This window comes from Dickeya aquatica, assembly GCF_900095885.1.
GTDB classification, from domain to species: domain Bacteria; phylum Pseudomonadota; class Gammaproteobacteria; order Enterobacterales; family Enterobacteriaceae; genus Dickeya; species Dickeya aquatica.
Genome location: NZ_LT615367.1, coordinates 3,202,931 through 3,228,541 on the forward strand (window position 1 = coordinate 3,202,931; position 25,611 = coordinate 3,228,541).

Annotated in this window: 23 protein-coding genes; 13 read left to right on the top strand and 10 right to left on the bottom strand. The window is 50.8% G+C overall.

Features of this window, described 5'->3' with window-relative positions:
- Window positions 1–90: 90 nt before the first annotated feature.
- The 5 genes from lon to bolA form a co-directional block, all read right to left on the bottom strand.
- The gene (gene lon, locus DAQ1742_RS14580; RefSeq protein ID WP_035340533.1) at window positions 91–2,454 is read right to left on the bottom strand and encodes an endopeptidase La; all 2,364 of its coding nucleotides are present in this window, start codon (window positions 2,452–2,454) and stop codon (window positions 91–93) included.
- 189 nt (window positions 2,455–2,643) lie between these two features.
- Window positions 2,644–3,918, bottom strand: a complete 1,275-nt coding sequence (gene clpX, locus DAQ1742_RS14585; RefSeq protein WP_035340531.1) for an ATP-dependent protease ATP-binding subunit ClpX — start codon at window positions 3,916–3,918, stop codon at window positions 2,644–2,646.
- 145 nt (window positions 3,919–4,063) lie between these two features.
- Window positions 4,064–4,687 carry an ATP-dependent Clp endopeptidase proteolytic subunit ClpP gene (clpP, locus tag DAQ1742_RS14590; protein ID WP_035340529.1) on the bottom strand — a complete coding sequence of 208 codons (624 nt, stop codon included), beginning with the start codon at window positions 4,685–4,687 and terminating at the stop codon, window positions 4,064–4,066.
- Window positions 4,688–5,163: 476 nt separating this feature from the next.
- Window positions 5,164–6,468, bottom strand: coding sequence for a trigger factor (tig, locus tag DAQ1742_RS14595; RefSeq protein ID WP_035340527.1), 1,305 nt, complete (start codon window positions 6,466–6,468; stop codon window positions 5,164–5,166).
- 300 nt (window positions 6,469–6,768) lie between these two features.
- Window positions 6,769–7,083: a transcriptional regulator BolA gene (bolA, locus tag DAQ1742_RS14600; RefSeq protein WP_035340525.1), complete on the bottom strand. Its 315-nt coding sequence runs from the start codon at window positions 7,081–7,083 to the stop codon at window positions 6,769–6,771.
- A gap of 329 nt (window positions 7,084–7,412) precedes the next feature.
- Between bolA and DAQ1742_RS14605 the strand changes: the two genes are divergently transcribed.
- The 8 genes from DAQ1742_RS14605 (at window position 7,413) to DAQ1742_RS14640 (ending at window position 16,346) form a co-directional block, all read left to right on the top strand.
- Window positions 7,413–7,991: a lipoprotein gene (locus DAQ1742_RS14605; protein WP_035340523.1), complete on the top strand. Its 579-nt coding sequence runs from the start codon at window positions 7,413–7,415 to the stop codon at window positions 7,989–7,991.
- Window positions 7,992–8,048: 57 nt separating this feature from the next.
- Window positions 8,049–9,518 (top strand): muropeptide MFS transporter AmpG, encoded by a 1,470-nt coding sequence (gene ampG / locus DAQ1742_RS14610; protein WP_035340520.1) that lies wholly within the window; start codon window positions 8,049–8,051, stop codon window positions 9,516–9,518.
- A 458-nt stretch (window positions 9,519–9,976) separates the two neighbouring features.
- Window positions 9,977–10,969, top strand: a complete 993-nt coding sequence (gene cyoA / locus DAQ1742_RS14615) for a cytochrome o ubiquinol oxidase subunit II (RefSeq protein WP_035340518.1) — start codon at window positions 9,977–9,979, stop codon at window positions 10,967–10,969.
- A gap of 21 nt (window positions 10,970–10,990) precedes the next feature.
- Window positions 10,991–12,973 (top strand): cytochrome o ubiquinol oxidase subunit I, encoded by a 1,983-nt coding sequence (gene cyoB, locus DAQ1742_RS14620; RefSeq protein WP_035340516.1) that lies wholly within the window; start codon window positions 10,991–10,993, stop codon window positions 12,971–12,973.
- Window positions 12,973–13,584: a cytochrome o ubiquinol oxidase subunit III gene (locus DAQ1742_RS14625; RefSeq protein WP_035340514.1), complete on the top strand. Its 612-nt coding sequence runs from the start codon at window positions 12,973–12,975 to the stop codon at window positions 13,582–13,584. Before cyoB ends, DAQ1742_RS14625 begins: the two co-directional genes overlap by 1 nt.
- A complete protein-coding gene (locus tag DAQ1742_RS14630; RefSeq protein ID WP_035340513.1) occupies window positions 13,584–13,916 on the top strand; it encodes a cytochrome o ubiquinol oxidase subunit IV in 333 nt (110 codons plus the stop codon). The genes DAQ1742_RS14625 and DAQ1742_RS14630 overlap by 1 nt, the downstream gene beginning before the upstream one ends.
- Before the next feature lie 16 nt (window positions 13,917–13,932).
- Entirely contained in the window at window positions 13,933–14,823 is an 891-nt protein-coding gene (gene cyoE, locus DAQ1742_RS14635) for a heme o synthase (protein WP_035345802.1), read from the top strand.
- Between the two features lie 152 nt (window positions 14,824–14,975).
- Window positions 14,976–16,346 carry an MFS transporter gene (locus DAQ1742_RS14640; protein ID WP_035340511.1) on the top strand — a complete coding sequence of 457 codons (1,371 nt, stop codon included), beginning with the start codon at window positions 14,976–14,978 and terminating at the stop codon, window positions 16,344–16,346.
- 84 nt (window positions 16,347–16,430) lie between these two features.
- Here DAQ1742_RS14640 and DAQ1742_RS14645 read toward each other — a convergent pair whose 3' ends face one another.
- Window positions 16,431–16,922: a YajQ family cyclic di-GMP-binding protein gene (locus DAQ1742_RS14645; protein ID WP_035340509.1), complete on the bottom strand. Its 492-nt coding sequence runs from the start codon at window positions 16,920–16,922 to the stop codon at window positions 16,431–16,433.
- Between the two features lie 165 nt (window positions 16,923–17,087).
- On the opposite strand from DAQ1742_RS14645, the gene panE reads away from it, so the two are divergent.
- Complete coding sequence (gene panE / locus DAQ1742_RS14650; protein ID WP_035340507.1) at window positions 17,088–18,011, top strand: 2-dehydropantoate 2-reductase; 924 nt, start codon at window positions 17,088–17,090, stop codon at window positions 18,009–18,011.
- A complete protein-coding gene (gene yajL / locus DAQ1742_RS14655) occupies window positions 17,971–18,573 on the top strand; it encodes a protein deglycase YajL (protein WP_035340505.1) in 603 nt (200 codons plus the stop codon). The genes panE and yajL overlap by 41 nt, the downstream gene beginning before the upstream one ends.
- Before the next feature lie 66 nt (window positions 18,574–18,639).
- On the opposite strand, the gene thiI is transcribed toward yajL, so the two are convergent.
- Window positions 18,640–20,088, bottom strand: a complete 1,449-nt coding sequence (gene thiI, locus DAQ1742_RS14660) for a tRNA uracil 4-sulfurtransferase ThiI (RefSeq protein WP_035340503.1) — start codon at window positions 20,086–20,088, stop codon at window positions 18,640–18,642.
- 274 nt (window positions 20,089–20,362) lie between these two features.
- Here thiI and xseB point away from each other — a divergent pair, with 274 nt between their 5' ends.
- Genes xseB through dxs form a run of 3 tightly spaced genes read left to right on the top strand, consistent with a single transcriptional unit; the run spans window position 20,363 to window position 23,415 of the window.
- Window positions 20,363–20,605: an exodeoxyribonuclease VII small subunit gene (gene xseB / locus DAQ1742_RS14665; RefSeq protein ID WP_035340501.1), complete on the top strand. Its 243-nt coding sequence runs from the start codon at window positions 20,363–20,365 to the stop codon at window positions 20,603–20,605.
- A 2-nt stretch (window positions 20,606–20,607) separates the two neighbouring features.
- Window positions 20,608–21,519 (top strand): (2E,6E)-farnesyl diphosphate synthase, encoded by a 912-nt coding sequence (ispA, locus tag DAQ1742_RS14670; RefSeq protein WP_035340499.1) that lies wholly within the window; start codon window positions 20,608–20,610, stop codon window positions 21,517–21,519.
- A gap of 33 nt (window positions 21,520–21,552) precedes the next feature.
- Window positions 21,553–23,415, top strand: coding sequence for a 1-deoxy-D-xylulose-5-phosphate synthase (gene dxs, locus DAQ1742_RS14675; RefSeq protein ID WP_035340497.1), 1,863 nt, complete (start codon window positions 21,553–21,555; stop codon window positions 23,413–23,415).
- A 195-nt stretch (window positions 23,416–23,610) separates the two neighbouring features.
- Here the strand turns inward: dxs and thiL are convergent, their stop codons facing one another.
- Genes thiL through ribH form a run of 3 tightly spaced genes read right to left on the bottom strand, consistent with a single transcriptional unit; the run spans window position 23,611 to window position 25,561 of the window.
- Window positions 23,611–24,585, bottom strand: a complete 975-nt coding sequence (thiL, locus tag DAQ1742_RS14680) for a thiamine-phosphate kinase (RefSeq protein ID WP_035340494.1) — start codon at window positions 24,583–24,585, stop codon at window positions 23,611–23,613.
- A gap of 60 nt (window positions 24,586–24,645) precedes the next feature.
- On the bottom strand, window positions 24,646–25,065 hold the full coding sequence (gene nusB, locus DAQ1742_RS14685) for a transcription antitermination factor NusB (protein ID WP_035340492.1): 420 nt from the start codon (window positions 25,063–25,065) through the stop codon (window positions 24,646–24,648).
- A gap of 22 nt (window positions 25,066–25,087) precedes the next feature.
- Window positions 25,088–25,561, bottom strand: coding sequence for a 6,7-dimethyl-8-ribityllumazine synthase (gene ribH / locus DAQ1742_RS14690; protein WP_035340490.1), 474 nt, complete (start codon window positions 25,559–25,561; stop codon window positions 25,088–25,090).
- Window positions 25,562–25,611: the final 50 nt, after the last annotated feature.

Here is a 25,611-nt window from a genome sequence, read left to right on the forward strand (position 1 = left end):
AGTGCTCTAACTTAACGACACGAAAAAAGGCTGGCAAGCATCATTTAACTTACCAGCCTTTATTTTCTCAGTGCTTTTTGCGACAGCTCACTATTTTTTAGCGACAGCCTTCACCACGTCCATACCGTAGGGTGAGTTCTGTAGCGCAATAGTCAGAACCTCTTCAATACGCTTCACCGGGTGAATATCCAAATCAGCAATCACGTTTTGTGGAATTTCTTCCAAATCACGCTTGTTTTCATCGGGAATGAGAACTGTCTTGATGCCGCCACGATGTGCCGCCAGCAATTTCTCTTTCAGGCCACCAATCGGCAGCACCAGCCCACGCAGGGTAATTTCACCGGTCATCGCCACATCAGCACGCACCGGATTCCCCGTCAGGCAAGACACCAGTGCGGTACACATCGCAATACCGGCGCTCGGGCCATCCTTCGGCGTCGCACCTTCCGGCACATGCACATGGATGTCACGTTTTTCATAAAAATCAGAGTTGATACCTAATTTCTCTGCGCGGGCGCGCACAACCGTCAACGCGGCCTGGATTGACTCTTGCATGACTTCACCGAGCGAGCCGGTATAAGTCAGCTTACCTTTTCCTGGCACACTGGCGGTTTCGATAGTCAGCAGATCGCCACCGACTTCTGTCCACGCAAGCCCTGTGACCTGCCCAACGCGGTTCTCTTCGTCGGCACGGCCATAATCATAGCGCTGAACACCCAGATACTCTTTCAGGTTATCGCTGGTTATCTGAATATGTTTCAGTGATTTATCCATCATCAGCGCTTTTACTGCCTTGCGACACAGCTTGGAAATTTCACGCTCCAGACTACGTACGCCAGCCTCACGCGTGTAATAACGGATAATACCGACAATGGCACTGTCCTCTACCGACAGTTCACCTTTTTTCAGCGCATTACGCTCAATTTGCTTCGGCAACAGATGCTGGCGCGCAATGTTCAGTTTTTCATCTTCGGTATAACCGGAAAGACGAATCACTTCCATACGGTCCAGCAGCGGTGCCGGAATGTTCATTGAGTTCGAGGTTGCCACAAACATGACATCAGAAAGGTCGTAATCCACTTCCAGATAATGGTCGTTAAACGCCACGTTTTGCTCAGGATCCAGCACTTCTAACAAGGCAGAAGCCGGGTCACCACGCATATCAGAGGACATTTTATCGATCTCATCCAGCAGGAAGAGCGGGTTTTTTACCCCCACTTTCGCCATTTTCTGAATCAGTTTGCCCGGCATAGAGCCAATGTAAGTACGACGATGCCCACGGATTTCCGCCTCATCACGCACACCGCCCAACGCCATACGCACATACTGACGACCGGTGGCTTTCGCAATGGACTGACCCAGTGAGGTTTTCCCTACCCCCGGCGGCCCTACCAGACATAAAATCGGCCCTTTAATTTTGCTAACCCGGCTTTGAACCGCCAGATACTCAAGAATACGCTCTTTTACGCGGTCCAGCCCGTAGTGGTCACAGTCCAGCATCTCTTGTGCTTTGACCAGATCTTTCTTCACTTTGCTGCGTGCATGCCAGGGTACCTGAACCATCCAGTCGATATAGCTGCGCACCACAGTCGCTTCCGCTGACATCGGCGACATCATGCGCAGTTTCTGCAACTCGGCTTCGGCTTTTTCGCGCGCCTCTTTGGGCATGTTGGCAGATTCAATCTTACGTTTGAGCGCCTCTTGTTCATCCGGCGCATCATCCATTTCACCCAGCTCTTTCTGAATCGCTTTCATCTGCTCATTCAGATAGTACTCGCGCTGGCTTTTTTCCATCTGCTTTTTGACGCGACTGCGGATACGTTTTTCCACCTGTAGCAGGTCGATTTCCGATTCCATCATCGCCATCAGATATTCCAGACGTTCAGTGATGTCAGACATTTCCAGCACTGACTGCTTATCGGCCAGTTTGAGCGGCATATGCGCGGCAATCGTATCGGCGAGGCGCGCAGCATCATCAATACTATTAAGCGACGTTAATACTTCTGGAGGGATCTTCTTATTCAGCTTGATGTAACCTTCAAACTGATTAATGGCTGTGCGCATGAGCACTTCCTGCTCACGCTCTTCAATGGCTGGCGACTCCAGATATTCCGCCTGAGCAGCAAAATGCTCACCGCTATCAGAAAGCGTAGTGATGCGCGCGCGCTGTAGCCCTTCTACCAGCACTTTGACCGTGCCATCAGGCAGTTTCAGCATTTGAAGGATAGAAGCGACCGTTCCTACCGAGAAAAGATCATTAATGCCAGGCTCATCCGTTGAGGCCTCTTTCTGTGCCACCAGCATGATCTTTTTATCGTGATCCATTGCGGCTTCAAGGCACCGAATCGATTTCTCCCGACCTACAAACAACGGGATGACCATGTGCGGATAAACCACCACATCGCGCAACGGCAATACGGGGATTTCTATGCGTTCGGAACGCTCAGGGTTCATAGAGCTCTCTCTTAGTTTCGTTTCCGCCAGGTTAAGGGAAACTCATGAAACGCGGACATCACGGGTTTCGCCTGTGGGTAATCGAGTATATGGGGATAAATATCTCACATTCAACGATTGAACGTGCGTAAAAAAAAATGGGGGATTAAATTCCCCCATTTTGTCGTTTATTGTTGTTTTTCAGGCTAATTATTCACCAGAAGCCTGCTGAGCTTCCGGCTTGCCGTAAATCATCAGCGGTTCTGTCTGGCCGGAAATCACCGACTCATCAATCACCACTTTATCCACATTTTCCAGTGATGGCAGATCGTACATCGTATCAAGCAGTGCCGCTTCTACAATCGAGCGCAAACCACGAGCTCCGGTTTTACGTGCCATGGCTTTGCTGGCAATCGCAGTCAACGCTTCATCACGGAATTCCAGCTCAACGCCTTCAAGTTTAAACAGCGCCTGATACTGCTTGGTCAATGCATTTTTCGGCTCACGCAGAATCTGGATTAATGCGTCCTTATCCAGCTCTTTTAATGTCGCCACAACCGGCAGGCGGCCAATAAACTCAGGAATTAAACCAAACTTGATCAAATCGCCTGGTTCAACCTGGCCCAACAACTCGCCTTCGGTTGCTTTTTGCGATACACCTTTTACCGTTGCGTTAAAACCGATACCACGCCCCGTATCCGTACGCTGTTCAATAACCTTATCAAGGCCAGCAAATGCGCCACCACAAATAAACAGAATTTTGGAGGTATCCACCTGCAAAAACTCTTGCTGTGGATGTTTGCGCCCACCTTGCGGCGGCACCGCAGCAATCGTGCCTTCAATCAGTTTGAGCAGTGCCTGCTGAACCCCTTCGCCGGAGACATCACGGGTAATCGACGGGTTATCTGATTTACGGGAAATCTTGTCGATCTCATCGATATAAACGATGCCACGCTGTGCTTTTTGCACATCGTAATCACACTTCTGCAACAGCTTCTGGATGATGTTTTCCACATCCTCACCAACATAACCAGCCTCGGTCAGCGTGGTGGCATCAGCCATAGTGAAGGGCACATCCAGAAAACGCGCCAGCGTCTCTGCCAGCAGGGTTTTACCGCTCCCGGTAGGACCTATCAGCAGAATATTGCTTTTACCCAGTTCAACACCATTATTGCTGTCGCTATTACGCAGACGTTTATAGTGGTTGTACACCGCAACCGCCAATACCTTTTTCGCCGGCTCCTGACCGATGACATAATCATCCAGATGACGGCGAATTTCATGCGGCGTCGGCAACGCGCTACGCTCACGGTGTGGCGCTACTTCTTTGATTTCTTCGCGAATAATGTCGTTACACAAATCAACACATTCATCGCAGATATACACTGACGGCCCGGCAATCAGCTTACGAACCTCGTGCTGGCTCTTGCCGCAGAAAGAACAGTACAGCAGCTTCCCTGAACCGTCTTTGCGCTTATCTGTCATGAGTCAAACCTCTTCTTTAGTCTCTTGCCCGCAGGCCAACCACATAGCAATTGCGCCACAGCGAACGCCGACGTTTCTCAGCCAGCATGGCGGGTTCCCACCTGCGATGGGGCCCAGAACATCTGGCTAATCTGTCTTACTGGCGTTATTCACGATGGGTGAGTACAGAATCAACCAGTCCATAGTCTACTGCCTCAGCCGCCGAGAGGAAACGATCGCGCTCGGTGTCTCTTTCTATTACATCAAGAGGCTGACCAGTATGTTTAGCCATCAGTTCGTTCATGCGCGCCTTCACTTTCAAGATCTCTTTAGCATGAATTTCGATATCCGTGGCCTGCCCCTGGAAACCGCCCAGCGGCTGGTGAATCATCACGCGAGAATTTGGCAGGCAAAACCGCTTACCCTTCGTCCCGGCAGTCAACAAGAATGCGCCCATTGAAGCCGCCTGCCCCATGCAGATAGTGCTGACATCAGGCTTAATAAATTGCATCGTGTCATAAATAGACATCCCGGCAGTAATGACGCCGCCCGGCGAGTTAATATATAAGTAGATGTCTTTTTCAGGGTTTTCAGCTTCCAGAAACAGCATTTGCGCCACAATCAGGTTCGCCATGTGATCTTCAACCTGACCAGTGAGGAAAATCACACGTTCCTTCAGGAGTCGGGAATAAATATCGTAAGAACGCTCCCCACGCGAAGTCTGTTCAACCACCATCGGCACCAAAGCCATGTGAGGGGCCAATTTTTCTTGTTCGCCACTGTATGACATTAACGTCTCCTAGATAAAATGCATTTGGCGCATACCGCCTGATTCTACTTGAGATAAAAAGTGATGACTATGCTCAGGCGTGCAGTTAGCTACCCTGCTGTAACGACATCAGACGGATTTCCCTGACGATGCAACTTGACCACCTGACCATTAATTGGGGCCGATCGCATCGACTTTCAAGCTTACACCAGCGATTGATAACCGTTAAAGCACTAATTCTACTCTGAAAACCGACCTTATACTGGCGTCATCATTTGCCTATCATCCGTTATTTATAACCAATATGTTATTCACAACCAATGAGTTATTCATAACCCGCATATGTTCATCATCATAGTCTTCATAATCATAGTGCAGTTCTGGCAGGAATTGATGGCGCGAACGGATTCGATTTCGACAATGCAGTCAGAAAAAGAAAAAAAGCCCGCAGCACAAGCGGCGGGCTTTCCATCGTTCGGTTGGTCGCAGAAATGCGATTATGCCGTTGCAGTCTGGTTCATCAGCTCGTTAAAGCTAACGTTTTTCTCAACAACTTTTGCAGAGGACAGCAGCGTTTCAATCGCCTGTTCTTCCAGAGCGACATTGCGCATGTTGTTCAGCATTTCTTTGTTTTTCTTGTAGTACTCAACGACTTCACTCGGGTCTTCATAGGCAGAAGCGATTTCGTCGATCAGCGCGTTTACGCGATCTTCATCGGCTTTCAGCTCATTAGACTCAATGACTTCACCGAGCAACAGGCCGACAACAACGCGACGTTTAGCCTGTTCTTCAAACAGTTCGCGTGGCAGTTCAAGTGCCTGTTTTTCGTTGCCACCAAAACGCTGAGCCGCCTGACGACGCAGAACGTCGATTTCGCCGTCAATCAGCGCCGCGGGCACATCAATCTCATTTGCTTTGACCAGACCGTCAATCACCTGAGATTTCACACGGTTACGGATCGCGCCTTTCAGCTCACGTTCCATGTTTTTACGCACTTCAGCGCGCAAACCATCAATGGAACCGTCTTCAACGCCAAAACGTTTGATGAAATCAGCTGTCAGTTCCGGCAGTTCACGCTCTTCGACTTTCTTCAGAACGATAACGAACTTAGCATCCTGACCTTTCAGGTTTTCTGCATGGTAGTCTTCCGGGAATTTCACCTCGATCGTGAATTCATCACCTGCTTTATGACCAACAATGCCATCTTCAAAACCTGGGATCATACGACCCTGGCCCATTGCCAGCACGAAATCGGACGCTTTACCGCCTTCGAATTCTTCACCACCAACAGAACCGGTGAAATCGATGGTGACGCGATCTTCTGCACTTGCCGCGCCATCAGCGTCTTTCCAGGTGGCCTGTTGTTTACGCAGCGTATCAAGCATGCCGTCAACATCAGCATCGGAAACGTCAACCAGCGGTTTTTCAACCTCAATGGTGTCCAGTCCCTTCAACTCAACGTCTGGATAAACTTCAAACTCAACAGAGTATGTAAAATCACCACCGACCTGGTATTCGCCCGGAACATAGTTCGGGGCACCAGCCGGATTGATTTTCTCTTTGATGATGGCATCAACAAAGTGACGCTGCATCAGATCGCCCAGCACGTCCTGACGGACGGATGCGCCATAGCGCTGTTCAACGATTTTCGCTGGCACTTTGCCTTTGCGGAAACCATCGATACGAACTTTTTTAGCCACATTGACCAGTTCGCTTTTAACCGCATTCTCAATGCTGTCGGCAGCAACGGTAATGGTTACGCGGCGCCCAAGGCCTTGGGTGGTTTCAACTGAAACTTGCATCTTGTTACCTCAAAAAATCACAGTGCTCGGTCAACCTCAGAACCCGTTTTCATAAAGCGCCCTGGGGCGACCTTGCTGATCACAGTCTCGCAGAACCAGGACGGCCACTTTACCGGACCAGTTCCCTATAGTCAGAAGCGTCCCGAATACATTCCGGAAAATAAGACGCAACATTATAGCGGCATAGGCAGGGCGAGTCGAGGAGAGTAACCAGGGTATTGCCAGAGGACTTTCACACTTTTCAGCTTATTTGCCTTGTGTGTTTTCGGGGCGAAGCGTCACGCCCCGTCGATACCGGGCTCAGCTATCCAATCCAGCGCCACCACACGGCGGCGAAGAAGGTACAGCCATTTGCAAATCCCGCCACTCTGTCGGTGTATAGGTATGCAAAGCCAGTGCATGCACCCCGCCCTCAAGCTCATCGGCCAAGACACGATAAACAGACCGATGACGGCCAATCACCCGCTCGCCGGTAAAACGTTCACTCACCACCACCACTTTGAAATGGCTTTCAGAACCGGCAGGCACATTATGACGATAGCTTTCATTAATGACGTCGAGGTATTGCGGCTCAAACTCGGCACGCAGCTTTGCCTCAATGGTTTCACGAATCATACAGGGTTCACATAGTTTAAAATTAGCTGTCAGATATCAAGCGTCATGGCCGTTTTCAAACGGCATGCCACATCGTTAGTACATTTATCTCTATCGATTCTAGCCACATTTATCACAGCAAGGCAGTTTTATCATCACCGCTTAGCCGCAGATGACTCATGCCCGCGCTCAGGCGCACTTTGGTGCCAGAAAATCATTGCCCACAATAAAAAACGCACATCACAGCGCCAGATTCTGACCATTTTCTACTCTTTCCCTGACGCAAGACGATGATATGATAACGAACTGTGTTTATCAGCCAACCACCGTTTCATAACGAGAAGACCGACATGTTAAAAAAACTCCTTTTCCCGTTGTTTGCCGCACTCTTGCTGGCAGGATGCGCCAGCAAGACCACGACCCTGGATGTCACGCCTAAAATCGCACTTCCCTCTCAAGACCCAACACTGCGTGGCGTTACCATTAGCATTAATGGCGCAGACCAACGTGCAGACCAATCACTGGCGCGCGTCAACCGCGATGGTCAGTTGGTTACGCTGACACCGTCGCGAGATTTGCGCTTCCTGCTACAAGAAGTGCTGGAAAAACAAATGTCAGCACGCGGTTATATGATAGGTACAGGCGGCCCTGTTGCGTTGCAGGTCGTTGTCAATACCCTGTTTGCAGACGTTTCTGAAGGAAACCTGCGCTACAACATCACTACCCGTGCCGATATCTCCATCATTGCCCAGGCCGCTAATGGTAACAAACAGATTAAGAACTACCGCGCCAGTTATAATGTGCAAGGTGCGCTTACTGCGACCAACAGCAAGATAACCGAGTCTGTCAATCAAGTGTTGAGCGATGTCATTACGGATATGGCTCAGGACACCAGCATCAGTACCTTTATTAAGACTAATTCTCGCTAACAGATTAGTTTTTCACCCGGCTTGCCCCGCCAGCGGGGCAAGCACGAAGGATTTTGCATGTTTATCCGTCTTTTCTCGTTTTTCCATAAACAGAATAACCTGACCTTGCTGGCTTTGGGCTTCGCTTCCGGCTTACCGCTGGCGCTAACCTCTGGCACCTTGCAAGCATGGATGACCGTAGAAAATGTGGATTTAAAAACCATCGGGTTCTTTTCGCTGGTCGGTCAGGCATATGTGTTCAAGTTTCTCTGGTCGCCGTTCATGGACAGGTACACACCACCCTTTATGGGGCGGCGACGCGGCTGGCTGTTGATAACGCAGTTACTGTTGGTCGCAGCCATTACCGCAATAGGTATGCTCGATCCTGCTCGTCATCTCTGGTGGCTGGCCGTGTTCGCCGTCATTATTGCGTTTTGTTCCGCATCCCAGGATATCGTGTTTGATGCCTATAAAACGGATTTACTGCCACCACAGGAGCGAGGCAGTGGTGCTGCTATCTCCGTGCTTGGCTACCGTCTTGCCATGCTCGCATCTGGAGGTCTGGCGCTGTGGATTGCCGACCGTTTCCTTGGCTGGCATGCGACTTACTGGCTGATGGCCCTCTTGATGCTGCTATGCACACTCGCCACGTTATGGTCGCCAGAGCCGGTGGTGAATGCCCCCTCGCCACGCACGCTGGAACAGGCGGTAATGGCCCCCTTGCAGGACTTTTTTCGTCGTAACAATGCCTGGCTTATTTTATTATTGATTGTCCTGTACAAACTGGGGGATGCGTTTGCCGCCAGCCTTAGCACGCCATTTCTAATACGCGGCATGGGCTTTCAACCCGGTGAAGTCGGGTTAGTTAATAAAACGCTTGGCTTATTCGCAACCCTTGTCGGTGCCCTATACGGTGGCATATTGATGCAGCGCTGGACATTGTTTCGTGCACTGATGATTTTTGGTCTGCTACAAGCGTTATCCAATGCCGGTTACTGGTTTCTTACCCTCTCAGGCAAACATTTGCTTTCTATGGCCGTGGTTATCTTTTTAGAAAACCTGTGCGCAGGTATGGGAACCGCCGCCTTCGTTGCGCTTCTTATGGCTTTATGCAACAAATCTTTTTCCGCAACACAGTTTGCTTTGCTCTCGGCGCTTTCTGCCATTGGACGGGTATATGTCGGCCCGATTGCAGGCTGGCTTGTCGAGATCTACAGTTGGTCATGGTTTTATCTGTTCTCTATTGCCATTGCTGTTCCAGGACTGCTGTTGCTGAAATTATGTCAGCGCACGCTGGACACGCCCCTGTCAGAGCAGAAATTCCCACAGCGCAGTGCCTTCCCGCGGCTTTACCGGCTGGCTTCACGCCTTTTTTTCATCGGTAGCGGAGTGTTTATCATGGGTTTACTGAGTTGGGCGGCGCGAGCTATCGGCCTGATAGGGTCCGTTGCACCAGAAAATGGGTTGATGAGTATGGGAGCATTGCTGACGCTGGCCGCTATTCTGCTCGGCTGCCTGCTTGATTACAGCGCGTCACGCCGTTGCTAACGCGTTCACATCATCCAAGACCACTCGTTATCGTGAATGCATGAAGTCTCTCGTAGAGCCTGCGATAGTAGGCAATCGCACTAGTAGAACATCATTTTATTAAAATATTTCTCATTCCAATTGCTGACATAAAGAAACGTCTATTTCATTATGGCGATGTTCTTTCTTCAGTTTCATTATTTCACTCAACCAAAAAGAAACAATAAATTAACATTTAAATTAAAATAGTTCGCAGAGGATTTGTAATTTTTGAAAAGCGATACATACTTTTTATTAGTTACTTTACTGACTGTTTTTAAAAGTAATTTTTGAAACCGTATTCCAGATGTGACACGCCAGACAAAAGTTGTAAACGGCTGACTGACATCTCTTTAATCATGTTTACAGTACAGTAACCTTCCCGTAAAATGCCCGCTCGCGTGAAATGACAATAGAGCCCTTGTTATTGAGGTCGCTAGATGAGACTCAGGAAATACAATAAAATTTTTGGGATGTTGTCTTTAATCGCTACCACACTGCTTCTCAGTGGTTGCGATATGGCATTAATGAATCCCAAAGGACAAATCGGGTTAGAACAACGTTCGTTGATACTGACAGCTATAGGTTTGATGCTGATCGTTGTCATCCCGGTGATCATTATGACGATCGCTTTCGCATGGAAGTACAGAGCTTCCAATGAAAAAGCAAAGTACACGCCAAACTGGTCGCACTCTAATAAAATCGAAGCCGTTGTCTGGACGGTACCTATCATCATTATCCTCATCCTTGGGACTATCACCTGGAAAACCACCCATTCGCTTGACCCTTATAAGCCTCTGGATTCCAGTGTCAAACCCATTAATGTTGAAGTGGTGTCACTTGACTGGAAATGGTTGTTCATTTATCCCGAGCTGGGTATCGCTACGGTCAATGAACTGGCATTCCCTGCCAACACGCCGGTGAACTTCAAAATCACCTCTGACTCGGTGATGAACTCGTTCTTTATCCCACGTCTCGGCGGGCAAATCTATGCGATGGCCGGTATGCAAACCCAGTTGCATCTGATCGCCAACGAAGCGGGTAAATATGACGGTATCTCTGGTGGTTATAGTGGCCATGGCTTCTCAGGCATGAAGTTCACCGCTATCGCTACGCCAGATCAGCAGGCATTTAACCAATGGGTTGACAATGTTCGTAAGTCTTCCAAAACACTGAATGCGATGGATGACTTTGAAAAACTGGCTAAACCCAGCGAATACCATCCGGTTGAATATTATTCACAGGTAAAACCGGATCTGTTCCGCCAGATCATTATCAAATTCATTGGCAATGACATGCACATGTCACACGGTGAAGGCGAATCAAAGCAGGAAGGCAGCATGCAGAACCACGCTGGTATGCAAATGCAGCACTCTTCCGATGATTCTAAAAATCACCAGGGCATGAACATGAGCGAGCACTCCTCTCATTAAAAGGAGTCGAGGGATAATACGATGTTCGGAAAATTAACTCTTGATGCGATCCCCTACCATGAGCCAATTATCATGGTCACGGTGGCGACAATCATTTTAGGTGGGTTAGCGCTGCTAGCGGCAGTGACCTATTTCGGTAAGTGGAAATGGTTGTGGAGTGAATGGTTTACCTCCGTTGACCATAAGCGCATCGGTATCATGTACATCATCGTCGGGCTGGTGATGATGATACGTGGCTTTGCCGATGCCGTGATGATGCGTGGACAGCAGGTCCTGGCATCGGCGGGGGAAGCCGGTTTCCTTAACCCACATCACTACGACCAGATCTTCACCGCCCATGGCGTTATCATGATTTTCTTCGTGGCGACGCCGTTTGTTGTCGGCCTGATGAACCTGGCCGTTCCCCTGCAAATTGGGGCGCGAGATGTGGCATTCCCATTCCTGAACTCACTCAGCTTCTGGCTGTTTGTGGTCGGTGTCATTCTCATCAACCTGTCACTGGGGATTGGTGAATTTGCACAGACGGGTTGGGTGGCTTATCCGCCACTATCCGGTAAAGAGTACAGTCCGGGGGTAGGGGTAGATTATTGGATCTGGAGTTTGCAGATTTCCGGTGTGGGTACCACCCTGACTGGGGTTAACTTCTTTGCCACCATTCTGAAAATGCGCGCCCCGGGTATGACACTGATGAAAATGCCGGTGTTTACCTGGACTGCATTGTGTACCAACGTACTGATTATTGCTGCGTTCCCTATTCTCACAGTGACTATTGCACTGCTGACACTGGATCGCTACCTCGGCACCCATTTCTTTACCAATGATATGGGTGGCAACATGATGATGTACATCAACCTGATTTGGGCCTGGGGCCATCCGGAAGTGTACATTCTGGTGTTGCCGATTTTCGGCGTTTACTCCGAAGTCGTCGCCACCTTCTGTAAAAAACGGCTGTTCGGCTATACCTCACTGGTGTGGGCAACCATCGCCATTACCGTATTGTCGTTTATCGTTTGGCTGCACCACTTCTTTACGATGGGGTCCGGTGCCAACGTTAACGCATTCTTCGGTATCGCCACGATGATTATTTCCATCCCTACCGGGGTGAAAATCTTCAACTGGCTGTTCACCATGTATCAAGGCCGTATCCAGCCACACTCTGCCATGTTGTGGACAACAGGTTTTATTATCACCTTCTCCATCGGTGGCATGACTGGGGTGTTGCTGGCAGTGCCTGGTGCAAACTTCGTGCTGCACAACAGCTTGTTCCTGATAGCCCACTTCCATAACGTTATCATCGGTGGTGTGGTGTTTGGTTGCTTTGCCGGTATTACCTACTGGTTCCCGAAAGCGTTTGGCTTCAAGCTTAATGAAACCTGGGGCAAACGCGCTTTCTGGTTCTGGCTCATCGGCTTCTTTGTTGCGTTCATGCCGCTGTATGCATTGGGCTTTATGGGGATGACGCGTCGTCTGAGTCAGCAGATTAACCCAGAATTCCATACCTTGCTGGTCGTCGCCTCCGTAGGTGCCGGGCTGATTGCTCTGGGTGTGCTCTGCCAGGTGATTCAGTTTGCTGTCAGTATCCGCGATCGCCATCAGAATCTTGACCTGACCGGGGATCCGTGGGATGCACGCACACTGGAGTGGGCAACATCATCACCGCCGCCGTTCTACAACTTTGCGATTGTGCCGCATGTTCACGAACGTGATGCATTCTGGGAATTGAAAGAAAAAGGTGAGGCCTACCGTAAACCGGCAAGTTATGAAGAGATTCATATGCCAAAAAATACCGGCGCTGGCGTCATCATTTCTGCTTTCAGCCTGGTATTTGGTTTCGCGATGATCTGGCACATCTGGTGGCTGGCCATTATCGGTTTTGTGGGCATGATTGCGACCTGGATTGTGCACAGCTTTAACCAGGATGTGGATTATTACGTACCGGTTAAAGACGTCGAAAACATCGAAAACCAAAACTTCGATAAACTCAGTAAAGCAGGCGTGAAATAATGTCCACTACTCTGACTAATCACAATGCAGCCCATGCCGAGCATGGGCACCACGATACCGGTGCCAATAAGGTATTTGGGTTCTGGATTTACCTGATGAGCGACTGCATCCTGTTCGGGATGCTGTTTGCAACCTACTCTGTTCTGGTAAACGGCACGGCAGGTGGCCCGACAGGCAAAGACTTGTTTGACCTGAAGTTCGTGTTAGTCGAAACCTTTGCTCTGCTGTTTAGTAGTATTACTTACGGCATGGCGATGATTGCCATGAACAAGGACAATAAAACTCAGGTGAATGCCTGGCTGGGCCTGACCTTTCTGTTTGGCCTGGTGTTCATCGGCATGGAAATCTATGAATTCCATCACCTGATTGCTGAAGGGTTTGGGCCTGATCGCAGTGCTTTCCTGTCCTCCTTCTTTGCCTTGGTCGGCACTCACGGTATCCATGTTACCTCGGGGCTTATCTGGATTGTGGTCATGATGATTCAGGTATCGAAGTTTGGTCTGACCTCAACCAATAAAACCCGACTGATGTGCCTAAGCTTATTCTGGCACTTCCTTGATGTGGTCTGGATTTGTGTCTTCACTGTTGTTTACCTGATGGGGGCGATGTAATGAGTCATTCCACTCACGATCATGCTGGGGCCAGCCACGGTAGCGTGAAGTCCTATCTGATAGGTTTTATTCTGTCCATCATTCTGACCGTGATTCCGTTTGGACTGGTGATGAATGGCTCAGCATCCCACAGCGCTATTTTGCTGACTGTACTGGGTTGTGCCGTCGTTCAGATCCTGGTTCATCTGGTGTATTTCCTGCATCTCAATACGTCGTCGGAAGAACGCTGGAATGTGGTGGCTATTGTGTTTACCGCCCTGATTATCGCCATTGTGGTAGTAGGATCCCTGTGGATCATGCTCAATGCACACCACAACATGATGATTCAGTAACTGAGCCTTTGACATGATGATTAAGCAATACCTACAGGTCACCAAACCCGGCATCATTTTTGGCAACCTGATTTCCGTTATTGGTGGATTTTTGCTGGCAGCCAAAGGCACCATCGATTATCCACTGTTTGTCGCGACGCTCATTGGCGTGTCGCTGGTGGTTGCATCGGGTTGCGTCTTTAACAACGTTATCGATCGCGACATCGACAAAAAAATGGAGCGCACCAAAAATCGGGTTCTGGTAAAAGGGTTGATTCCTGTGAGAAACACCCTGATTTATGCCTCTCTGCTCGGTATTGCTGGCTTTATGTTGTTGTATCTTGCGGCGAACCCGTTGGCGATGTGGCTGGCAGTGATGGGGTTTGTGGTGTATGTCGGCGTTTATAGCCTGTACATGAAGCGCCATTCCGTTTACGGCACGCTAATTGGCAGCCTGTCTGGCGCGGCCCCCCCCGTCATTGGCTACTGCGCTGTTAGCAACCAGTTTGATGCCGGTGCGCTGATTTTGCTGCTGATTTTCAGCCTATGGCAGATGCCGCACTCTTACGCTATCGCGATTTTCCGCTTTAAGGATTATCAGGCTGCGAATATCCCGGTTCTGCCCGTCGTCAAAGGCATCTCGGTCGCCAAACATCATATTACGCTCTATATTCTGGCGTTTATGATAGCGACCCTGATGTTATCACTCGGTGGTTATGCCGGTTACAAATACCTGGTGGTGGCAGCAGCAGTAAGCGTTTGGTGGTTAGGGATGGCATTGTCTGGTTATAAAAACCCGAACGATGACCGTGTCTGGGCCAAAAAACTGTTTCTCTTCTCCATTGTGGCCATTACGTCGCTCAGTTTCATGATGTCGGTAGACTCGATGGCCCCGGTGCAAGACAGTCTGCTCACCTATTTACATTGATTGACTATCAATCAATACATTTCCTAAAACAGACGGGTTTCCCGTCTGTTTTTCTTTCTCACGCCCTGCTCTGCCAAATACGGAAACAAAGCTGTCATTTACGCGTTTTGGTCCGAACACTAAAATAGCCGCAATGACACACCGAGGTAATCATGAACGACAATCGAATGACGCCCATAGAACGACGGGCAACATGGGGGCTGGGCCTTATCTTCTCACTACGTATGCTGGGTATGTTCATGGTACTGCCCGTCCTGACGACCTATGGTATGGCCCTACAGGGTGCCAGTGAGTCATTGATTGGTATTGCTATCGGTATTTACGGTTTGATGCAGGCAATTTTTCAAATTCCGTTTGGCCTCATGTCCGATCGTATCGGGCGTAAACCCCTCATCATCGGCGGGTTGCTGATATTCATTCTTGGCAGTGTTATCGCAGCACTCAGCGCGACTATCTGGGGCATTATCCTGGGCCGGGCATTGCAAGGGGCAGGCGCGATTTCTGCGGCAGTCATGGCGCTATTGTCTGATCTGACCCGAGAACAGAATCGAACCAAAGCGATGGCGTTTATTGGCGTAAGCTTTGGTATCACCTTCGCCATTGCCATGGTATTAGGGCCCGTCATTACGCATGCTCTCGGGTTAAAAGCGCTGTTTTGGGGCATTGCGGCTCTGGCGCTGGTCGCGATTGTTATTACATTGCTGGTGATCCCCTCGTCGTCAACACATGTGATGAACCGGGAATCTGCAATTGTGCGCGGCAACATGAATAAAGTGCTCGCGAATAGTCGATTACTGAAACTCAACATTAGCATCATGTGCCTGCATATTTTACTGATGTCGAGCTTTGTGGCGCTCCCCCGCGTCATGGAACAGGCAGGACTGGCTGCACAGCATCACTGGAAAGTGTACCTGGTGACAATGCTGGTTTCCTTTGCCGCGGTGGTTCCGTTTGTGATTTATGCCGAAGTTAAACGCCGGATGAAACAGGTGTTTATTTTTTGTGTGGCAATCCTGATTGTGGCGGAGCTGGTGTTGTTACAGGCAAGCAATCACACATTATGGCCGCTCTTTATCGGTGTGCAGTTGTTCTTTCTTGGCTTTAATATCATGGAAGCATTACTGCCTTCATTGATTAGTAAAGAATCACCTGCCGGTTATAAAGGCACCGCAATGGGTGTCTACTCCACAACACAGTTCATCGGTGTGGCGATAGGCGGTAGCCTTGGTGGCGCACTCTACGATCTGCACGGTGCCACCGCCGTGTTTGGCGCAGGTTGTCTGCTGGCCGTCGGCTGGTTGCTACTTAGCCTGACAATGCAGGAGCCACCTTATTTGAGCAGCCTGCGTATTGCGCTACCGGACAACGCGTTAAAAGACCAGTCGTTGGGCGATAAATTACAAAACCACCCCGGTGTCGCCGATGTGGTCATTGCGCCAGAAGAATTCAGCGCCTATGTAAAAATCGACCGTAAACAAACCAGCCGTCAGCAGCTTGAGCAATGGGTGAGCCAGTACAGTTAACGCTAATGACGCAGGAATAAATCGGGCACCCATGGGTGCCCGATTTATTTAGAACTAGCAGAGATAATGGCCGCAATAGCAGCGTTAATCACGGAAGTTATTAAACTGGAAAGGTTGCCCCAAATTGGCACCACGTATCAGCGAAATCACATTTTGCAGATCATCACGGGATTTCCCCGTCACCCGTAACTGCTCACCCTGAATCTGGGCCTGTACCTTAAGTTTGCTGTCTTTAATCAGTTTAACCATCTTCTTGGCAAGCTCAGCGCCAATACCCTGCTTGAGCTTCGCTTCCACGCTGTAGGTTTTACCGCTATGTTCCATCTCTTCAGGGATGTCCAGCGAAGCGCCTTCAATACCGCGTTTAGCCAGTTTTTCACGAAGAATCTCAATGAGTTGATTGACCTGAAAATCTGATTCGCTGGTCGCCTTGATGGTTTGTGCTTTTTCATTCAAATCAAAGCTGGCAGGCACATTGCGGAAGTCCCAACGGGTACCAAGCTCGCGGCTGGCGTTCTCTACCGCATTGCGAACTTCCTGCATATCGATTTCCGAAACAATATCAAACGATGGCATAATTTTCTCTCCTGACAATCTGGGGTGCATCATAACCGCTTGCATCGAATAAGCAAAACCCCTGTTACAAGCGCGGCGTACCATAAGCTGCGGGCAGACGGCGACGTAATACTTTATGATAAGTCAGGTAGATGAGACGAGCGCTCATAACAAAGGACATTGTGGATGAAAATAACCGTTCTTGGCTGTGGTGCCATCGGACAGCTTTGGCTCAATGCATTACACCAGCAAGGGCATGATGTTCAGGCATGGCTGCGCATTCCGCAACCCACCTGCCAGATTAGCGTGACGACACTCGGTGGCGAGCGCTGCAACCTTACGCTGAAGGCCAACAACAACCAACATCTGGCGCAAACCGAACTGTTGCTCGTCACACTGAAGGCCTGGCAGGTTTCTGATGCCGTGCGATCGCTTCTTCCCCGCCTTTCCCCCCGCTGCACCGTATTACTGCTGCACAACGGTATGGGAACATGGGAAGAACTGCCCGCGTTCAGCCAGCCACTGCTGTTGGGTGTCACCACACATGCCGCCCGTCGAGACGCGACGACAGTGGTGCATGTTGCTGGCGGGGTGACGCATATTGGTAGTCTGTCGCCATCGCGCCATCCACCTGAATACCAAAGCCATCTGGCCGAAATCCTGCATCAGGCTTTGCCGGATGTCGCCTGGCACAATCGGATTACCGCGACCTGCTGGCAAAAACTGGCGGCGAATTGTGTTATCAACCCGCTGACGGTGTTGTATGAATGCACCAACGGTGCATTACAGTCACACAGCAAGCAGATTCAGCAGGTGTGTCAGGAAGTGGCACAAGTGATGGAGCGAGAAGGCTTTCATACATCGACGGAAAACCTGCTGCTTTACGTTAACCAGATTATCCAAAACACGGCGGCGAACACCTCATCCATGCGTCAGGATGTACTGGCACAACGGCATACCGAGATTGACTACATCACCGGTTATCTGTTGCGCCGTGCGCGTACCCACGGGCTGGTATTACCAGAAAACAGCCGCCTGTTTGACTATATCAAGCGAAAGGAGAGTGAATATGACCGCCTCGGTTCTGGTGTGTCTGGCACCTGGGAGTGAAGAAATCGAAGCCGTGACCACCATTGACCTGCTGGTCAGGGCCGGTATTCATGTCACCACCGCCAGCGTCGCCGGTGATGGCAATACCCTTATCACCTGCTCTCGCGGTGTGAAATTGGTCGCCGATGCCGCGCTGGTCGAAGTGGTCGATCAACCGTTTGATGCGGTGGTTCTGCCTGGAGGTTTACCCGGCGCACAATGTTTTCGTGACAGCCCCCTGCTGATAGAGCGCCTGCGTCAAACTCATCAGGAAGGCCACATCGTTGCGGCAATTTGCGCCTCAACCGCCCTCGTGCTCGAGTACCATCAGTTGTTTCCCATAGGCAACATGACGGGTTATCCGGCACTCAAAGCGCATATTTCAGCGGAAAAATGGCAGGATAAACGCGTCGTGTTTGACCCCAGAGTCAAACTGCTGACCAGCCAAGGCCCCGGTACCAGCATTGATTTCGCGCTCAAACTGATTGACCTGTTACTTGGCAAAGCTAAAGCAGCAGAAATCGCGGCACAATTGGTGTTACCTCCGGGTATCTATAACTATCAGGATCAGGTAACGCATTGAGTTACGTTAAAATTATAATAAAAAAGCGCCGATTTCGGCGCTTTTTTACATCATGATGTGCTCGCCTTAGGGGCGATAGATCTTCACGTTACTAAAACCTTGTTCGTGCAGATAGAGCGCCTGCAAACGGCTCATCACCCCACGTTCACAGTACAGCAGATAGGTTTTGCTCTGGTCGAGGTCGCCAAACTGGGTACTCAGCTTATAGAACGGCAAAGATTTCACCTCTACACCATCCATCACCAACGGGCGATCATCCTGTTCATCGGGTGAGCGGATATCAAGCAGCACATCACTGACGACAAATTCACCAACCGTTTCAACTTCTGCCACATCCTGTTTGGTCTGTTCAGCAATCTCACGGATGTCGATATTGCGCGCCTGCTCAACAACACGGTCGAGAATAGCAAAATCAAACTGACTCTCTTCATGCTCGATTTTAGCCTTCACCGCTTTTACCGTCGGGCTTTTAGAAATCACGCCACAGTATTCGGGCATGGTTTTGGCAAAATCTTCCGTACCAAGCTCACGGGCTAAACGGATGATGTGTTCTTTATCGTGAGAAATCAGCGGGCGTAAAATCAGCGTATCAGATGCGTTATCAATCAGCCGTAAATTGGTCAGCGTCTGGCTTGATACCTGCCCTAACGCTTCACCCGTCACCAGCGCTTCTACACCGTAGCGCTCGGCAATACGCGAAGCCGCACGCACCATCATGCGCTTAAGTACCACACCCATCTGGCCGTCATCGACTTTTTCCAGAATTTCACCCACCACGGGCTCAAAATCGATAGCGACAAAGCGCACCCGGTGTGAACTGCCAAAGCGGTTCCACAGATAGTGCGCCGTTTGCCGCACGCCAATCTCATGGGCAGCACCGCCAAGATTGAAGAAACAGTAATGTACCCGGCAGCCGCGGCGCATCAGCATGTAACTGGATACACTGGAATCAAACCCGCCAGAAATCAGTGACAGCACATCTTCTTGCGTCCCAATCGGGAAGCCGCCAATACCTTCGTAGCGCCCTTTAATTAACAGCAAGCGGTCTTGATCAATTTCCAGATGAACCGTGACCTGTGGCGCACTGAGGTTCACTCGCGCACTTTCGATATGCTGGTTCAAGCCACCACCGACATAACGCTCCACATCTTGCGAACTGAAATCATGCTTGCCGCGACGTTTTACCCGCACGCAAAAGGTCTTCCCTTCAACTTGAGTTCGGTAGGTGGCCAGCACCTGTTCAAAAATATGGTGAACATCGGTATATGCGCAATCTTCTACGTCGAGAATATGATGAATACCGGGAATACGCGTTAGCGCATCACGAATCACTTCACGCTGATTTTCATCTTTGGCGCGAACCTCGATATGATCCCAATGACGGACAACCGCCAGTGTTTCGTCATAGTGTTTTAAAACGTTACGGATATTACCGGTAAGAATTTTTATAAAGCGCAACCGCACAGATTGGCTTTTGATGGTGATTTCCGGGAACAATTTAATGATAAACTTCATGGCGGCTGTCGTTAGTTGGTTCTGAAGGCGTAAAGCACAGGCACACGAAGTGGTCGTGGTTGCCCGGGCGCTAAAGTCACGTTACCGGTAAGCCTGCACACATTGTATGGTTTACCGATAAATCCAGGGCGCGGAGTATACCACCATATTGCGGTAATCTGCGCGAATTAAGCGCATAATTACGGACTCTCAGAGCGGCACCTTGTGCCCTTCGCCAGAATAATCGGTAGCATCAGCGTCATCGGGCGCGTATAAACAGGATCTCAACACCCATATGCCGAAAAAAACTGAACAACCTGCCAGCTTTGAACACTCGCTCACCGAACTTGAGCAGATTGTATCGCGTCTGGAATCCGGTGAACTGCCGCTGGAAGATGCGCTCAACGCCTTTGAACAGGGAGTCCAACTGGCACGTCAGGGACAAATGAAGCTCCAGCAGGCAGAACAACGTGTACAGATTTTACTCAATGACGACCCTGACAGTGCCTTAGCCCCTTTTACGCCGGACAATGAGTAGTTATGACAGATTTTTTACAGCAGCTCACCGCTCACCACCAGCGCATCAACACAGCGCTTGATCGTTTCATTTCCGCCTTGCCGTTTCAGGGCACTGCGTTGGTGGAAGCGATATCCTACGGTGCGCTGTTGGGCGGTAAGCGACTGCGGCCCTTTCTGGTTTACACCACTGGACGCCTGTTTGACATCGCACCAGACAGCCTGGATGCGCCTGCTGCGGCCATCGAGTGCATCCACGCCTATTCGCTTATCCACGATGATTTACCGGCGATGGATAATGATGATTTGCGGCGCGGCCAGCCAACCTGCCACATCCGTTTTGGTGAAGACAAAGCCGTACTGGCGGGGGATGCATTGCAAACGCTGGCATTCTCCATTCTGGCGGATGCGCCCATGCCTGCGGTCAGTGACCGTGACAGGCTGGCGATGATTTCCGAACTGGCACAAGCCAGCGGTGTTGCCGGTATGTGTGGTGGTCAGGCGCTGGATCTGGAAGCCGAAGGGCATCTGGTTGATCTCGCTGCGCTTGAGCGTATCCACCGCCACAAAACCGGTGCGCTTATCCGTGCAGCCGTGCGGCTCGGAGCGCTGGCTGGTGGTGAGCGCGGCCGACAGGCGCTGCCTTATCTCGATAGCTATGCTAATGCCATCGGCCTGGCATTTCAGGTGCAGGATGACATTCTTGATGTGGTCGGTGATAGCGCGACAACCGGTAAACGTCAGGGCGCTGACCAGCAACTCGGTAAAAGCACCTACCCGGCGCTGCTGGGGCTTGAACAGGCACAAACCAAAGCCCGGGAGTTGCGCGATGACGCACTTGCGGCACTGAATGAACTGGAAGAGAGGCTGGACCACCCGGCAGCGCTGACTCCGCTGCGGGCTCTGGCTGACTATGTCGTTGAACGCGATAAATAATTTTCATACAAAATACCGCCTGATGAGTATGCGATGACCTTTGATATAGCGAAATACCCCACGCTGGCGCTGGTGGATAACCCCGAGGAACTGCGCCTGCTGCCAAGGGACAGTCTGCCCAAATTGTGTGATGAACTGCGGCAATATCTGTTGGACAGCGTCAGCCGTTCAAGCGGGCATTTTGCCTCAGGTCTGGGTACGGTCGAGCTGACCGTGGCTCTGCATTACGTTTACAACACGCCGTTTGATCATCTGGTATGGGATGTCGGCCATCAGGCTTATCCTCATAAAATCCTGACCGGGCGGCGCGATCGTATTGCCACCATTCGTCAGAAAGGGGGATTGCACCCTTTTCCGTGGCGTGGCGAAAGTGAATATGACGTGTTAAGCGTGGGTCACTCTTCCACGTCTATCAGCGCCGGTATCGGTATGGCCGTTGCCGCCGAAAGAGAAGGCAAAGGGCGTCGCACCGTATGTGTGATTGGCGACGGCGCGATTACCGCTGGCATGGCTTTTGAAGCGATGAACCATGCCGGTGACATCAAACCGGACATGCTGGTCATACTCAATGACAATGAGATGTCGATTTCAGAGAATGTCGGAGCGCTGAATAACCACCTGGCACAGTTGCTTTCCGGCAAACTCTATTCCACCTTGCGTGAAGGCGGCAAAAAGGTGCTGTCCGGCCTGCCGCCAATAAAAGAGCTGGTGAAACGCACCGAAGAACACCTTAAAGGCATGGTCGTACCCGGCACACTGTTTGAAGAACTTGGCTTTAATTATATCGGCCCGGTTGATGGGCATGATGTGCAAGCCCTGGCGCAAACGCTGAAAAACATGCGTAGCCTGAAAGGCCCGCAGTTGCTGCACATTATGACCAAGAAAGGCAAAGGCTACGCCCCTGCCGAACAAGACCCGATAAGCTGGCATGCAGTACCGAAATTTGACCCGGCCAGCGGCACGCTACCGAAAAGCAAAGAGGCACAACCCACCTACTCGGCTATTTTCGGTCAGTGGTTATCACAAACCGCAGCGGATGACCCAAAACTGATGGCAATCACTCCGGCGATGCGCGAAGGCTCTGGCATGGTGGCGTTTTCGCGTCAGTATCCTCAGCAATATTTTGATGTAGCAATCGCCGAGCAACACGCGGTGACATTTGCCGCCGGGCTTGCCATTGGCGGATATCACCCGGTGGTTGCCATTTACTCTACGTTTTTGCAACGCGCCTACGATCAGGTGATTCATGATGTTGCCATTCAAAATCTGCCAGTGCTGTTTGCTATCGATCGCGGCGGCATTGTCGGTGCGGATGGCCAAACGCATCAGGGCGCGTTTGACCTGTCATTTCTGCGCTGTATTCCCGGCATGGTCATCATGACACCAAGCGATGAGAATGAGTGTCGCCTGATGCTGCACACCGGCTATCACCACCGCTCCGGGCCTTGTGCCGTACGCTATCCGCGCGGCAACGTGACCGGCGTACCACTGACACCTCTGGACATTCTGCCACTGGGTAAAGGTGTGATAAAACGTCACGGGGAGAAAATCGCTATCCTTAACTTTGGCACGTTACTGCCAGAAGCCCGGCAAGCGGCTGAAGCATTACAGGCAACCCTGGTTGACATGCGCTTTGTCAAACCGCTCGATGAAGCCTTGCTGGACTCACTGGCCACCAACCATGACGCATTTATCACGTTGGAAGAAAACGCGATTATGGGCGGTGCGGGCAGCGGCGTGAATGAATATGTCATGGCAAAACGCCTGCGTGTGCCAGTACTCAACCTCGGGTTGCCTGATGAATTCATTCCTCAGGGTACGCAGGCCGAAATTCGTGCCGACCTGGCGCTGGATGCCGCCGGTATTGAACAGCGGATCCTCGACTGGCTGGCGTAAAGCGCGTAGACTTGCAGACAAAAAAACCGGGATTTCCCGGTTTTTTATTGCACAGAATATACGTCAGAAAAACGACTCCCCTGCGGGGCTGGGTTAGCGTCAAAGCCGCTCGCCATCAGGTGTCAGGGGTTATGCATTCACAGGCGGCACGCCAGACAACCAGCAACCCCATCATGATGGTTCTGACCCAAAATGTTACGCCCTAAAATGGTCAAATCCTTTCACATGGATAGTCATCGGCTGACCCTTCAAGAAAAACGCCAGTCCCTCACCTGCGGGAGCTATCTGACCGATACAATGGTAACTCGCGCCCAAATGGCCAATTGCCACTTCCAGCGCCCCCCGGTTAATCTCCGGTACGGTAAAGCACAACTCATAATCTTCGCCACCGCCGAGCGCCCATTGCATACGTTGCGCCTCTGAACTGTGGCGCAGCAAGGCATCCGAGTAGGGTAATGCATCGAGATTAACGCGTGCGCCGCAGTCGCTGGCTTTGAGGATATGCCCAAGATCAGAGGCCAAACCATCGGAGAGATCGATAGCAGCGCTGGCCAAATCGCGCAATGCCTGACCGTACAGTATTCGCGGCTGAGGCCGCAAATGGCGTTGCAGCAAAAAGTGACGGTCGTCATCGTTTGACACCGCCAAACCATCCTGCAATACAGCCAGCCCGGCAGCGCTGTCACCAAGCGTACCGGTAACATAAATCCAGTCACCAATACGGGCACCGCTGCGTTTTAGCGCACGCCCAGCAGGCACCAACCCCTGGATGGTCAGCGTCAGACTCAGTGGCCCACGGGTTGTATCGCCGCCGATCAACTGCATACCGTAGTAGTCAAGCTGTTCAAATAAACTGTCGCTGTATGCTGCCAGCCAATCGGCATCGACATGGGGTAACGTCAGCGCCAGCGAGACAAATGCCGGATCGGCCCCCATCGCCGCCAAATCGCTTAAATTCACCGCCAGAGACTTATAAGCCAGAGAAGCAGGATCGATATCTGGCAAAAAATGCACGCCCGACACCAGTGTATCCGTGCTGACCGCCAGCCATTGTTTATCTGCAAGGGTGAGCAGAGCACAGTCATCGCCAATACCCAGCTCGACATCCCGCCGTGAATGCCCCGCTCGGTTGAAATAACGGGCAATCACATCAAACTCACCTTGAGCCATAATATGTCCAGAAATGCGTGGCTAAAAAAACCAAGGCCGGTAAAACCGGCCCTGACTGACTTATCTTTTACCCGGCCGCAGATGGGGTCCGGCTTTATCCAGAACCCCGTTAACAAACTTGTGGCTGTCTTCAGCACCGAATATCTTGGCCAGTTCAATCGCCTCGTTAATGGCCACCTTGTATGGCACATCCTCGCGCTTGCCAAGCTCATACACCGCCAGACGCAGGATGGCTTTCTCAACCTGCCCCAGTTCATCCAACTGACGAGACAGATAAGGTGCCATCTGGGCATCCAGCTTTTCCGCCTGAATGGCAACACCTGCCAGCAGCTCACGGAAATAAGCGATGTCCACGCCTTTGACATCCTGCTCGCTCAGGAACTGGAGTTCAACATCGGCAATATCGTTTTTAGATAACTGCCAGGAATAAAGCGCTTGAACCGCACATTCACGAGCGCGGCGACGAGCAGCAGGTTTCACGGAATACCCCTTACTAAATAAATCAGGCTGACTTGATTGAGTGTAATACGTTGATCATTTCAAGCGCGGTCAGAGCGGCTTCCGCCCCTTTATTCCCCGCTTTCGTACCGGCGCGCTCAATGGCCTGCTCAATGCTTTCTGTCGTCAGAACACCAAACGCGACAGGAATATCGCTGTTCATCGCGACATGAGACAAGCCGGAGCTGCATTCACCGGCAACAAATTCAAAATGGGCTGTACCACCCCGGATAACGGTGCCCAGCGCAATCACAGCATCATATTTCTGGCTGTTAGCCAACGTGCGCGCCGTCAGCGGCAGCTCATAAGCGCCCGGCACCCATACCACGGTGATATTTTCTTCTTTCACCTGGCCAATGCGCTTTAACGCATCCAGTGCGCCTTCCAGCAGGCTATCGTTGATGAAGTGATTGAAACGGGCAATAGCAATCGCCACACGGGCATTCGGAGCGGCAACAACACCTTCAATAATGTTCATAGCTTTCCTTTGATTGTTTTACGACCCCGCAGGGGGGCGGATTCTATCAT